Annotated in this window: 14 protein-coding genes, 1 tRNA gene and 1 pseudogene; 13 read left to right on the top strand and 3 right to left on the bottom strand. The window is 60.7% G+C overall.

Features of this window, described 5'->3' with window-relative positions; genetic code table 11:
• Window positions 1-21: 21 nt before the first annotated feature.
• The 10 genes and pseudogenes from HUN39_RS07595 to HUN39_RS07550 all read left to right on the top strand — a co-directional run bounded on the left by HUN39_RS07595 (window position 22) and on the right by HUN39_RS07550 (window position 8300).
• On the top strand, window positions 22-1017 hold the full coding sequence (locus HUN39_RS07595) for a GDP-mannose 4,6-dehydratase (protein WP_175093865.1): 996 nt from the start codon (window positions 22-24) through the stop codon (window positions 1015-1017).
• Between the two features lie 30 nt (window positions 1018-1047).
• Window positions 1048-1914 carry a transketolase gene (locus HUN39_RS07590; RefSeq protein ID WP_175093864.1) on the top strand — a complete coding sequence of 289 codons (867 nt, stop codon included), beginning with the start codon at window positions 1048-1050 and terminating at the stop codon, window positions 1912-1914.
• Complete coding sequence (locus tag HUN39_RS07585; protein ID WP_175093863.1) at window positions 1911-2831, top strand: transketolase family protein; 921 nt, start codon at window positions 1911-1913, stop codon at window positions 2829-2831. Before HUN39_RS07590 ends, HUN39_RS07585 begins: the two co-directional genes overlap by 4 nt.
• Window positions 2824-3354 (top strand): NUDIX domain-containing protein, encoded by a 531-nt coding sequence (locus tag HUN39_RS07580; RefSeq protein ID WP_332310733.1) that lies wholly within the window; start codon window positions 2824-2826, stop codon window positions 3352-3354. Before HUN39_RS07585 ends, HUN39_RS07580 begins: the two co-directional genes overlap by 8 nt.
• Complete coding sequence (locus HUN39_RS07575; RefSeq protein WP_175093862.1) at window positions 3351-4514, top strand: class I SAM-dependent methyltransferase; 1164 nt, start codon at window positions 3351-3353, stop codon at window positions 4512-4514. The genes HUN39_RS07580 and HUN39_RS07575 overlap by 4 nt, the downstream gene beginning before the upstream one ends.
• Window positions 4511-5443 (top strand): SDR family oxidoreductase, encoded by a 933-nt coding sequence (locus tag HUN39_RS07570; RefSeq protein ID WP_269750309.1) that lies wholly within the window; start codon window positions 4511-4513, stop codon window positions 5441-5443. Before HUN39_RS07575 ends, HUN39_RS07570 begins: the two co-directional genes overlap by 4 nt.
• A gap of 4 nt (window positions 5444-5447) precedes the next feature.
• Window positions 5448-6143, top strand: a complete 696-nt coding sequence (locus HUN39_RS07565) for a class I SAM-dependent methyltransferase (protein WP_175093860.1) — start codon at window positions 5448-5450, stop codon at window positions 6141-6143.
• A 108-nt stretch (window positions 6144-6251) separates the two neighbouring features.
• Window positions 6252-7481, top strand: coding sequence for a TIGR04372 family glycosyltransferase (locus HUN39_RS07560; RefSeq protein ID WP_175093859.1), 1230 nt, complete (start codon window positions 6252-6254; stop codon window positions 7479-7481).
• 11 nt (window positions 7482-7492) lie between these two features.
• Window positions 7493-7609: pseudogene (locus HUN39_RS07555) on the top strand (IS110 family transposase); the annotation flags it as partial.
• Between the two features lie 511 nt (window positions 7610-8120).
• A complete protein-coding gene (locus HUN39_RS07550; RefSeq protein ID WP_175093858.1) occupies window positions 8121-8300 on the top strand; it encodes a hypothetical protein in 180 nt (59 codons plus the stop codon).
• A gap of 163 nt (window positions 8301-8463) precedes the next feature.
• Here the strand turns inward: HUN39_RS07550 and HUN39_RS07545 are convergent, their stop codons facing one another.
• Together HUN39_RS07545 and HUN39_RS07540 are read right to left on the bottom strand one after the other, a co-directional pair.
• Window positions 8464-8607: a hypothetical protein gene (locus HUN39_RS07545; protein ID WP_175093857.1), complete on the bottom strand. Its 144-nt coding sequence runs from the start codon at window positions 8605-8607 to the stop codon at window positions 8464-8466.
• Between the two features lie 1071 nt (window positions 8608-9678).
• Window positions 9679-9768, bottom strand: a tRNA-Ser gene (locus tag HUN39_RS07540).
• Between the two features lie 125 nt (window positions 9769-9893).
• On the opposite strand from HUN39_RS07540, the gene HUN39_RS07535 reads away from it, so the two are divergent.
• Both HUN39_RS07535 and msrA read left to right on the top strand, forming a co-directional pair.
• The gene (locus HUN39_RS07535) at window positions 9894-10211 is read left to right on the top strand and encodes a hypothetical protein (protein ID WP_175093856.1); all 318 of its coding nucleotides are present in this window, start codon (window positions 9894-9896) and stop codon (window positions 10209-10211) included.
• 32 nt (window positions 10212-10243) lie between these two features.
• Window positions 10244-10891, top strand: a complete 648-nt coding sequence (gene msrA / locus HUN39_RS07530; protein WP_175093855.1) for a peptide-methionine (S)-S-oxide reductase MsrA — start codon at window positions 10244-10246, stop codon at window positions 10889-10891.
• A gap of 3 nt (window positions 10892-10894) precedes the next feature.
• Here the strand turns inward: msrA and mepA are convergent, their stop codons facing one another.
• Complete coding sequence (gene mepA, locus HUN39_RS07525; RefSeq protein ID WP_175093854.1) at window positions 10895-11845, bottom strand: penicillin-insensitive murein endopeptidase; 951 nt, start codon at window positions 11843-11845, stop codon at window positions 10895-10897.
• A 158-nt stretch (window positions 11846-12003) separates the two neighbouring features.
• Here mepA and HUN39_RS07520 point away from each other — a divergent pair, with 158 nt between their 5' ends.
• Window positions 12004-12555: a L,D-transpeptidase gene (locus HUN39_RS07520; RefSeq protein ID WP_175093853.1), complete on the top strand. Its 552-nt coding sequence runs from the start codon at window positions 12004-12006 to the stop codon at window positions 12553-12555.
• Window positions 12556-12601: the final 46 nt, after the last annotated feature.

The raw sequence follows: 12601 nt of genomic DNA, 5'->3' as shown, positions 1-12601 counted from the left end.
TTAAGAAGCGAAGGCGAACACATGTCGAATAAGACCTATGCAATCCTTGGCGGCGGAGGCAGCTTCGGCATTCACGCCGCGCTCTGGCTGCTCGATCACGCGAACCCGCGAAAAGTGATCGGCATCGGTCGCAATCCGCTGCGCGAGCGCGCGTTCTCGCTGGATATCGATCAGCGCGAAGGTTACGAATATCATGCCCGTCACGTGACTTACGAAATCGATCTGCTGCTCGAACTGCTCGATCGCGAAAAGCCGGAGATCATTGTCAATTTCGCAGCGCAGGGAGAGGGCGCCGTCTCCTGGAAGCACTCCTGGCGCTTTTTTGAGACGAATTCGATGGCGTTGGCGCGCCTTACGGAAGAGTTGATGAAACGGGATTGGTTGGAGCGTTTCATTCAGATCGGGACGTCGGAAATGTACGGGTCCGTCGATCGCCCCGTGACCGAGGACGAGCCGATCAAGCCGTCGAGCCCTTACGCCGCCTCCAAGGTCGCTTTCGACATGCATCTTCTGTCGATATCGCGATTCCTCAAGTTCCCGATGAATATTTTGAGGCCGTCGAACGCCTATTGTCCCGGGCAGCTTTTGCATCGCGTCGTGCCCAAGGCGATCGTCTCGGGGCTGCTCGGCGAGAAACTGCCCTTGCATGGCGGCGGCAAGGCGGAAAAGTCCTATATTCATGCGCGGGATCTCGGCCGGGCGATCCAGCTCGTTGCCGAAGGCGCGCCGCTCGGCGCCGTCTATAACGTCGGTCCGAGCGAGCCAACTTCGATTCGGCGCGTCGTCGAGCTTTGCGCGGAGGCTGTCGGCGTTCCGTTCGAACAATTGTGCGAGGTCAGCGGCGATCGACTCGGGCAGGACTCTCGCTACTGGCTCGACTCTTCAGCGATCAAGCGCGACGTGGGTTGGGAGCCCCGCATTGATTGGGCGGAGGGCTTGTCGGAAATGGTCGACTGGGCGCGTGCAAATCTTCCCGCTTTGAAACGCGCGCCTCGCGATTACACTTTGCGGGCATGATCGACCGCAACGAGTTGGGCGGAATGTGAAATGACCAACGGACTCATGCTATGTCAGCGCGACGAGCGACGGCGCAACAATTTCGACGCCGCTGCGGCAAAGGAACGCTGCCGCAGCTACCGCCGGCGCATTCTGGACATCTCGCGACAAGTTTCCGCGCTGCATGTAGCGCCGGCTTTTTCCTGCGTCGAGATCGTCGACGCGCTGTATAACGGCGCGATGCGGCGGGACGCGAACGGTGCGTATTGCGACATCTTTCTGATGTCCAAAGGTCACGGCTGCATGATCCAATATGTCGTGCTCGAGGAGCAAGGCGTATTGTCGCGCGCCGACCTCGACGCCTATTGCAAGCCCGGCGGGCGGCTCGGCGCGCATCCCGATTACGGCACGCCGGGGATTGCGGCTTCGACCGGATCATTGGGACATGGGTTGGGAATCGCGGTCGGACAGGCGTTCGCTGAGAAGCTGAAGGGGAGCGACGCGCGGGTCTATTGCGTCCTATCGGATGGCGAATTTCAGGAGGGCTCGACCTGGGAGGCGATGATGGCCGCCGCAAATCTCGGTCTTTCCAATCTTGTCGCGCTGATGGACAACAATGATTTTTCTGGTCTCGAACGTATAAGCGAGGGTCACAAGGCCTTTTACCCCCTACTCGACAAAGCGCGCGCTTTTGGATTTAGCACGGCCGAAGTAGCTGGACATGACAGCGCGGAGATTTTCGCGGCGCTCGACAACGACTGTTCGAATGACGCAACCCCTCGCCCGAGGTTGATCGTTTGTCGCACGACGAAGGGCAAAGGCGTTTCGTTCATGGAGAGCGTTCCGATCTGGCATTACCGTTCGCCCAATTCGGAGGAATATGCGCAGGCGTTGAACGAAATCGAGAACGCCCCATGAGGAATAGATTTGCGGATACATTCTATGAATTGGGCAGGGAGGACGAGCGCCTGTGCCTTGTCGTAGCGGACATTTCTCCTGCCGGCAGCATCGAGAAGTTTCGCACGAAATTTCCGCAGCGCTTCGTGAATACCGGAGTCGCCGAGCAGATCATGATCGGCATGACCGCCGGAATGGCGCAGCGTGGTCTGCGGCCCTTCGCCTACACGATTGCGACCTTCTCGCTCTACCGCCCGTTTGAAATGGTGCGAGACGATCTGTGCTACCAAAATCTATGCGTCACCGTGGTCGGCATCGGCGGCGGCCTCACCTATTCGACGCTCGGCGCGACGCATCACGCGCAAGAAGACGTAGCGATCGCCTGCGCGATTCCTAACCTCACAGTTATCGCGCCTTGCGACCCGGCCGAAACCGAAGCGGCGACGCGCTGGTGCGCCACGCAGGAGCATGGGCCGGTCTATCTGCGCCTCGGCAAGGCAGGAGAGCCGGACTTCACCAGCAACGCGCCACAACCCTGGACCTTCGGCAAGCTGCGGCAAATTCGTCCGGGCGCGGACGTTTGCATTCTTACTTACGGTCCGATCATGAAACGCGCGTGGGCCGTGGCCGAGCGGCTCGAGGCGGCCGGCCGCAGCGTGGCGATCAATTCGGTTCACACATTGAAGCCGCTCGACGTCAGCGGAGTCGCCGACGCGCTGACGCGATTTTCCTCTGTCGTCGTTATCGAGGAATGTGCGCCAACCGGCGGTCTTGCAATGCAAGTCAAAGCAATCGCCTTCGATATCGGGGCGCGAACAAGGCTCTTTTCATTCACGCTTAAGGATGAGTTCATTCACTGCTACGGAAGCCATGACGACATCCTCGACGCGCACGGGCTTTCGATCGAGGATATGACGCGGCGAATTCTCAGTGAGTGACCGCGCCCCAGACTATTTCCTCAACGAAGGACCGCTGACGCCGGGCGATGCGGCGGTTGCGCTGCTTGTCCTAGACGACGGTCGTTATCTCATGCAGCTTAGGGATGAGAAGCCCGGCATTTTTTTTCCGGGCCATTGGGGCCTCTTCGGCGGCGGCCTCGAACCCGGCGAAGGGCCCGAGGCGGCGTTGCGGCGCGAACTGCGGGAAGAACTGGGATACGACGCCCCGACCATGGTCTGGTTTTCGACGATGACGCTCGATTTTACCGCATTGGGCGGCGGCCCCGTCGAGCGCCATTTCTTCGAGACGCCGCTCGCTGCCGCACAGATGGAGAGGCTTGTCCTCGGAGAGGGGCGCGCGATGCGCGCGTTCGAGGGCCCCGATCTGCTTGCGAGGGAACGCGTGACGCCATACGACGCATTTGCGCTCTGGATGCATCTGACGCGCGCGAGCCATGAACGCGCGCGGCGCTCCGTGGAATTGAATGAAGAAGCGCGGCGGCTCCAGGAATTTCCTCGATGACCTTAGTGCTGTCGTCGGGCAATTCTTGTCAGGTTTGCGGATCGGAGAGATTGCGCGAACTCGTGTCGTTTCGCGAGTTGCCGCGTGTCACCTCTGACGCTCGACCGTGGCCAGCAGGCGGAAGGCTTGCGTGTTGCGAAGAGTGTGGCGCCGCTCAAAAAATCGTGGACGACGCCTGGCGCGCGGAGATCGCGCAGATCTACCGGAATTACGAATTATACCACCAGTCTCAGGGCGACGAGCAACCGATCTTTTCGGGTCAATCGACCGGGCCGCAACCTCGCTCCGCCTTGATAATAGACTATCTCGATGGCGCGCTCACGCTTCGCGAGGACGCGCGCGTCCTCGATTTCGGATGCGGAACCGGCTCGGCGTTGAAGACCTTTTCAGGTCGCCATCCTCGCTGGCGCCTTTACGGCGCCGAAATCCGCGACGACGCGCGCGAGCGTCTTGTGCAACTGCCGAATTTCGTCGAGCTCTATACCTGCGATCTCGACGCAATCGACGCACGCTTCGACCTCGTCACCCTGATCCACTCGCTCGAGCATCTCATCTCGCCGGTCGACACATTGATCGAGCTGCGGCGTCTCATCGGCGACGACGGACGCGTCTTCGTGCAGGTTCCGGATTGCGCAATCACGCCATTCGATTTCGTCATCGTCGATCATCTCACGCACTTCACTGTCGAGTCGCTCCGCCGCCTGGGCGAACGCGCGGGCTACGAGACTGTCGCAGCCCACGACGCTTTGCTCCCCAAGGAATTGAGCTGGATCGGTAAGGCCGTCGCATCCCGCGACCGACCCGCGGCGACGCCTCACAAGGGCATGGATGAAATCCGCGCTCAGGTCGATTGGCTGAACGCGCAAGTGCGCAACTCGCGAGAGCTTGCGCGTTCGAGCGCGAATTTCGGTATTTTTGGCACCTCCATCTCCGGAACGTGGCTCGCAGGCGCGGTCGATGAAGAGGTCGACTTTTTCGTGGACGAAGATCCTCGGCGCATCGGGCGAGAGCACATGGGCAGGCCCGTCATCGCTCCTGACAACGTCGCCGAGAATTCCGATGTCTTCGTTCCGCTAATTCCGAAGGTCGCCGCCGCAGTAAAATCTCGCTTGGCGAGACAGGGCGTGCGTTACCACGCTCCCGCGGAAATCGTCAGATGAACGCCGGAAGCAGCCCGCGATATTGCGTCATCGGGGGAAGCGGAGCCATCGGCTCCGCTTTGATGAAAAGCTTGAGCGCGCAACGAATAGAAGCGATCGCGTCGACCAGGCGTCAGCCGGTCGATCGACAAAACGAATTTTATCTCGACCTCGGCGCCGATCTGCCCGAGCTTTCATTCTCGGCGCGCGACGTGGTCATCCTTGCGGCGTCGATGACACGACTGGCGGAATGTCGACTGGAGCCGGAGCTCGCTCGAAAAGTGAACGTCGACGCGCAGGTTCTTATTGCGGAGCGGGCGGTGAAGAACGGCGCTTTCGTCGTTTTTCTTTCGACAAACCAAGTGTTCGACGGAACCAAGAGCGGCGTCGGTCCCGAGGAGCCGCGCTCGCCTCGATCAGTCTACGGAAAGCTGAAGGCCGAGGCGGAATCGGCATTGTCGCGCTTGGGCGATTCTGTCGCGATCGTCCGCCTGAGCAAAGTCGTTGGACCGCATCTCGATTTATTCCTGCGATGGCGTCGCGAATTGTCGCGGGGCGAAGCCATCGAGGCCTTCGACGATCTGCTTTTGGCGCCAATCGCGATGGCGAAAGTCGTGGCAGGGGTCGAACTTATCGGTTGTCGGCGCCTGGGCGGCGTCTGGCATCTGGGCGGTTCTGAGGAAATCAGCTATCTGCAAGCAGGACGCCACCTTGCTTGCCGCCTTGGCGCGGACGCGCGATTGGTGGTCTCGGCCAGCGCCGCGATGGCGGGAATTCCTGTCGAGGAGCGGCCGCTGCGGGTCTCCCTGGCGCCGGGTAACCTTGAAACCGCTATTGGCGTTCGAATCGGCGATGCCCTAGAGGAGCTCGACGTCGGGCTGGGCTTTGCCGATTGGGCGCGAACCGATATTTGTTCCCAGAGTGATATGATCATACCCCAGGCGACGTAGAATCATGGGGGACCAGGTGGAGCGCGAAGGCGAAAAGCAATATGCGGAATTTGTAGCCGAGATTCGCAAGCACGGCCATCAGCGCATGGGTCTGATGACGAGTTGGGCCTATCTCGACGATCCCAAGCGCCTCGCTTTCATGATGGCGCGTTACAAATTCGTGGCGAAGATGCTCGAAGGCGCCGACCATGTTCTCGAGGTCGGCTGCGGCGACGGATTTGGAACGAGGATAGTGGCCCAGGCGGTCAGTAAAGTGACGGCCATTGATTTCGACCCGGAGTTTATAGAGGACGCTCGAGCTGTCGCCGGCGATCGTTACTCCATCTCGTTTCACCGCCACGACATGGTTGCGACCCCTTTTCCCGACCGTTTTTCGGGCGCATATAGTCTCGATGTTCTTGAACATATCGATCGCTCCAACGAACACCGCTTTATTTCAAATATCGTAGCGTCACTGACGCAAGACGGCGTTTGCGTCATCGGCGCGCCATCGCTCGAATCACAGGCCTATGCGTCGCGGATGTCTCGTTTGGGTCATGTGAACTGCAAGACCCAGGCTGAGCTGAAAGACACCATGCTTCGCCACTTTCGAAACGTCTTCATGTTCGGCATGAACGACGAAGTTCTTCATACGGGTTACGCAAAGATGACGCATTACAACATCGCATTATGCGCCGGGCCGATCGCGGCGAAGAGTTAGTGCCCGAGACGGATGCCCCGGCTCGTCGCTCGCGCGATAGGGTCTCCTAAATTCATTGGAGCGAACGCTGTTATTCGCTCGCAAACTTAAAGGACGGGATCAATTGGAATGAATGACGATCGAACAGGCCTCACCGAACAAATGTTGGGGCGTCACGGTCTTTTCTTTTACCCAATTTACGCCCTTTTGGCGCGAATCCTCAGCCGCTTGGGGTATCGCTTTCTGCACACGCATATCTGGCTGATCGAGGATTTCGGCCAGCTTGCGATGGATCTAGACGTTTATCTAAAGCGGCAAATACTCTCGGGACGAAAGGTCAAACCAATCCTCCTGGTTGACGGTCGTACGCCCGCCAATGAGGCGCTTCTGGCGCATTGGACGCGCTATATTCATGTCGTGCGCTCACGCGCGATGAATGTCCTGCTGCGGCCATTCTTGCAGTTTCCGGAGGTCGTCGATGTTATTCCGGCCTATTCCATTGCGCAGGGGGGCGCGTCGCATAATCATGAAATTCAGCGGCTCTGGGGTGACCGGCCGCCGCTTTTACAGCTTTCCGAAGCGGAAATCGCCAAGGGCGAGGAGCAGCTGCGGGCCTGGGGGATGCCGGAAGGGGCCTGGTTCGTCTGCGTGCATTCGCGTGAAGGCGGCTTCAAGCCCGTCCACGACTGGGCGCATAGTTTTCGAAATTCACGGATCGACGGTTACAGAGAGGCCATGCGGGAAATCGTCGCTCGCGGCGGCTGGTGCATCAGGGTCGGCGACGCGACGATGGAGCCGCTGGCGCCGGCCCCAGGGATTGTCGACTATGCGCGTTCGCCTGCGAAAAGCGCGTGGATGGATATTTTTCTCCTCGCGCGATGCCGCTTTGTGCTCGGCAATACCTCTGGCGTTTTCATAATCTCGGGAATTTTTGGCAAGCGGTCGGCGCTCGCCAATATGGCTCCGATTGGAGCGGCCTATTCACTTTTTCCGGGCGATATAACAATTCCCAAATTGCTTCAGGACGCGAGCGGACGCACTTTGTCTTTTGGCGAGGCGCTGGCGGACATCTCGTCCGAATACTACCTAACCACGGAGTTCGCCGAACAAGGCTTGCGGCATATTGACAATACGCCGCATGATATCGCCGAACTTGGCGTGGAAATGATGGATCGGCTCGAAGGAAAATTCGTCGAAGATCCAGACGACGCCGAATTGCAGGCGCGGTTTCGCGCCTTGATGCGCCCGGAGCATTATTCGTGGCATTCCGCAGGTCGAATTGGGGCCGCTTTCCTGCGTCGTCATCGTCATCTGCTCGACGCACTGGCGCCCCTTGAGAAAGGGCATCACGGCTCCTAGGCCGTCGGGCTGCGCAGCAGGCGCGCGCCATGCTGCTTCGCGCCCGCGATCTTCTGGCGCGCCAGCGCGCGCAACTGATCAACGCGCTGCGCGGTCAATTAGCCGAGCATGGCGTTGTCGCCCCCCAAAGGGCTGCTTGTGAAACAACCCCGGTTGAAGGAAATCGGCACGCGCGCTTTCAATGGCAGCGGGCAGATTCGGCGACTGGGATGGCGTGACCTCAATGTGACGCGTGTGTGGGCGCCTCGCCTCTGGGCCGTCGAGCGAGAATTTGAGGGCGCCAACAGCCTGGGACTCGATCGCGTCAGCAGTGACGGGCTCATCGATCGCTTCGTGTGGCTGAAGCAACCGGAGAGACGCAGAGCGCGTCACGGTGAACTTGAGATAATCCAATTCCATTGGAACGTGGCCTGCGTCCTTCTCGCCGCCGCCCTGATTAGAGCTATCGGCGCGCAACGCTCCGATGCCCGCTGTCTAGATGGGGCGGCGGACTCGAGCCTTCGGTCCTGCCACCCATGGTGGGCCCGCGTTCTTTTGAACCCAAGCGACCGCGTCGAAAAGGCGCGGGCAGCTCCTTCGCTGATTGGGAACCGTTAGCGCCCGTCAAGAATTATATCCTCGAAAGTGGAGGATCTGATTGTGTTGATGGTCAAAATGAACGGGGGGCAGCGTTTGTCCGACTCTACGAAGGTCGCGACGATATCTGACTACTTGCGTGCGATCTTTGCAGGCGTCGCCGCCGAGCCTTTGCCAGCCGCAATGGAGAAGCTCCTGCGGCAAATTGAGCAGCGCGTTCGATTGCAGGAAATCGGGGCTTGACGAAGGGCGAAGCGACCCAAATTTATTCGTCAGACGACCTTCCTACGTCACTCTTCTTCTAGCCTCGCTGGCGGCCCTGCTTTCGACCGAGAGCAGGGCCGCCTTTTCGCTTGAAGGCGTCGGCAAATCGACCCAAGGCTCGACGGGTGGCTCGCTTGAAGCGTTACGCCGCTGCGATCTTCTTAATCAAGCTCGCGTCGTCATCGCCGATATCGAACTTATTCACGCGCGCGGCGACACAACCCATTCCGAGCGCATACTCGCCACCCACCATCTGCGCGCCCTTCAAATTAATCCCGAGCGCCATAGTTCTCTCCATCAGAAGAATGGGAGGACGCTATGCGCAAAACTCTAAAGCTTGGCGCAATTCTAGCAGCCGCAACGTTGTGGGTGTCGTTCGCGCACGCCGGCACATTTCACCACGGCCGGTATTTGCCAGACTATGGAGGTCACGGCCGCCATCAGCACAGGGATTGGAGCGATCACTATGGTTACGGTGGAGGCGGACACGTTCACGGTCCTTGTTGGGTGTGGGATCAAGGCCATTGGGTGTGGAATTGCCGGTGAGGCCTAGCCGCTCGCACGAAGCGACGCCCGCCAGATATGGCGGGCGTTCGCATCCGGGTCGGCGCGATGCCAGCGGATGAACCATAAAAGGCCCGCGACGGTGAAGCCGCGGGAGAGGTGATTGGAACGTCGCTACGTGTGGCGACGCCGGCCAAATAGCGCCGGGGCGCGCTGAGGCAAGCGAGACAGTCGGATGATAAGGGTCACTCTCGGCCATTGATGGCGCCACCCCATAATTATCGAACGGGGGCATATCGCTTGCGCAGTGCGCGCACATGGGAGCGAATATGCTGAACCAATCCGATTTTCGCGCAATCCTTCAGGAAGCGCGGTTTGACGCCGACGCTGCAGATCGAGCGTGAACGACCCCCTGAAACACGAGCGACGAACCGCGACGCACTGCTTGGTTCAGGAATTGTGCGCGAGATCGAGCGCGAGCTTTCGCTGTGGGACGCTTCGGAGGCTCGTGGAGATTCCAGCACCCATCGCATTCGATCGCAATCGCGACTTCCGAGCCGACGGCATCGCGGCCCTAAAGCATGCCTTCAACGACCCGTCTCGAAACGCGCCGCAGCTGACCGGTTTCCTCAAGGAGATATTCGCGGGTCGACAATCCCATGTTTAATCCAGACATCTAGGAAATTGCCGGAAGCTTACACTGGGCGGGCGCACGTCACATCAATGTTAGGACGCAGGCGCTTCCAGACGGAGGGGAGGCCCAAACAGCGCCGAAGTGTAATACGATTTGTAACCCCGCTTACGCTGTAAAATGATTATATCAAAAATAAATCATATGCTTACATCTTTATGATGGCGGAGGGGGCGGGATTCGAACCCGCGATACGGTTTCCCGCATACACACTTTCCAGGCGTGCGCCTTCAACCACTCGGCCACCCCTCCGCGAAGCGCGCACTATATTCACGCGCGACCGGAACGCAACGCCAAGCATGGACAGACGCGGCCGCGGCGCCTATTCTCCCCACGCTTTTTCGCCATCGCAACATTTACGTTCGCACGAAGAGACCATGCTGCGACTCCTCATCCGACTGATCGGCCTTCTCTTGCTCGCTGGCGGCTTCATCGCCCTCATCGTCGACGGCACGCGCTCGATCGCCGCCGGCCGCGTCATGGTGACGAGCATCAGCAGGGGAACGTCAGCAGTGTTTCCTAGCCTCTATCAGTCGCTGCAGTCGAGCGTCGAGAATGTATCTGGCTTCCTGTGGGACCCGGTTCTAACCACGCTGATGCTGGCGCCGGTCAGCGTCGCCTTCGGCGGCGTCGGGGCCTTGCTGATCCTGCTCAGCCACCGGCGCTCGGCGCCTCTCTATTACGCCCGCCGCTAGTTTCCCTCGAGCCGCCACACTATATCGGCGCCATGACGATCTTCGACGAACTCGGTCTTTCCAAACTGCTCGGGCCCATTCCCGACCGCGAAACGCCGGTGGCGCATGGGACGCGCCATTTCGTCAACGGGCGGCCGCTCGATCCGCCGTTTCCGCTGGGGTCCGAACAGGTCCTCTTCGGCATGGGCTGCTTTTGGGGCGCGGAGCGCAAATTCTGGCAGGCCGGCGACGGCGTCTATGTGACGGCGGTCGGCTACGCCGGCGGCGTGACGAAAAATCCCACCTATGAGGACGTCTGCAGCGGCCGCACCGGCCATGCGGAGGTGGTGCGCGTCGTCTACCAGCCGCCGGCGATGACCTTCGAACAGCTGTTGCGCATCTTCTGGGAGGGCCATGACCCGACGCAGGGCATGCGCCAGGGCAATGACGCCGGCACGCAATATCGCTCGGCCATCTATGTCTCGACGCCGGAACAGCTCGCCGCCGCGAAGGAGTCGCTCGCCATGTATCAACGCGTATTGACGCAGGCGGGCCTGGGCGTGATCACGACGGAAATCCGAGAGAACCCGCCGTTTTATTACGCCGAAGAGCATCACCAGCAGTATCTCGCCAAAAATCCCGGCGGCTACTGCGGACTGGGCGGAACCGGCATCGCCTGCCCGCTCGGCTCATGCGACTGAGGCCTATTGCGCGCGCAAAACCTCGCGGCAGGCTGACGGCAATCCCGCCATGGTCATCGGGGGCCAGCTCTTGCCGCCCGGCGTTCTCGGGCGCAGAACCTCATCCTTAAACCACCAGGCGAGCGAGGCGTCGCAGCCGTCGCCGGCGGGAGTCGGGTCCTGATCGCGGCAGTTGGAGCCGTTCGGGCAGTGAAGCCGGATGTGGAAATGGTAGTTGTGGCCCCACATCGGCCGCACCTTGTGCATCCAGCTTTCGCCCTGCGCCGAGCGGCATAACGCGCGTTTGATCGCGGCGTTGACGAAGATGCGCTGCACGGCCGGCTCCATCGCCGCCGCGCGGATCACGGCGATGTGGCCCGCGCTCCAGACCTCGGGGCGGACGTCGAGCCGATCGTCGCGCACCACGTCCGTCGACATCAGCTCTTCGCGCTCCTCGCGCGTTAATTCGCGATTGGGCATCGGCGTGAACCAGATGTCGGCGTCGAGCCCGATCTGATGCGACGCGTGGCCAGAGAGCATCGGCCCGCCGCGCGGTTGCGACAGATCGCCGACGAGCAGGCCCGGCCAGCCCGATTCGCGCGCCGCTTTCGACGAGAAATGCTTCAAGAAGGCGATGAGATTGGGATGTCCCCAATTGCGGTTGCGCGACAGCCGCATGACCTGCCAGTGGGCGCCGTTGATCGGCAGCGGCTCGCCGCCCGCGAGACAGCCGCGCGAATAGAAGCCGATCGGATCGGGATGGAGCGGCGCCGCGGCGTGCGCGCGGCCAAACAGCTCTCGCGCCGGCGTCACCGGACTGGAGGGATTGGCGAGCGGCGGCAGCGGCTTTGGATCGAGCGTGCCCCTATCCTGCGCCAGAGCGCCATCTGTCGTCGCCAGCGCCGTCAAGGACGCCAAGCCTGCTAAGGCGAACAGCGCCACGCGCAGCGCGCGCAATATCGAATTTGTCGTCATGGGCGTTTCGCCCCCATTCGCGAAGTGCGCGTCTCCGGCGCAAAGGTTTGCGATTCATCCTTGCCGGGAAAGCTTACCGCTTCATTTAGTTTTATGGAGCGCCAAGCCACAGCAGAAACGCCGGCGAGGCCGCTTGTGCGTTAGGTTAGGAGTCCGTCATGCGTATTCCCGTCATCCTTCCTTTCATTCTTTGTCCGTTTGCGTGGGCGAGCGCGGCGAACGCCGCCGCCCACATCCACATCAATCTTTCGACGCAGACCATGCATGTGCAGTCTTCGTCGGGCAGCTATTCGTGGCCGGTGTCGACGGCCCGCGCGGGCTATTCTACACCGCGCGGCTCGTTTGCGCCGACCGGCTTGCAGCCCATGCATTATTCGCGAAAGTATCACATGTCGCCCATGCCCCACTCGATCTTTTTCCGCGGCGGCTATGCGATTCACGGGTCTTATGCGACTGGGATGCTCGGCCGGCCAGCTTCGCATGGCTGCGTGCGCCTGTCGCCCGGCCACGCGGCGATGCTGTATCAAATGGTGCGGAATGAAGGCGGCCGCATTTCGATCACCGGCTCGCCGCCACACGGCCAATACTACGCCAGCGCGCGGCGGGGCGGCAGGGTCGCCTATGCGGCGTCGCGCGGGCGTCATTCCTATGGCGATGGATACGCAGTCGCCGATCCCTTCGCCGCCCTCTTTGGCGGCGGCCTGTTCTGAACGCCTAGAGAGCGCTTCCCGATCACATCGAATCATGTGACCGATA

This window comes from Methylocystis silviterrae (assembly GCF_013350005.1).
Taxonomy (GTDB): domain Bacteria; phylum Pseudomonadota; class Alphaproteobacteria; order Rhizobiales; family Beijerinckiaceae; genus Methylocystis; species Methylocystis silviterrae.
This window is presented reverse-complemented; position numbering and strand designations above follow the sequence as displayed.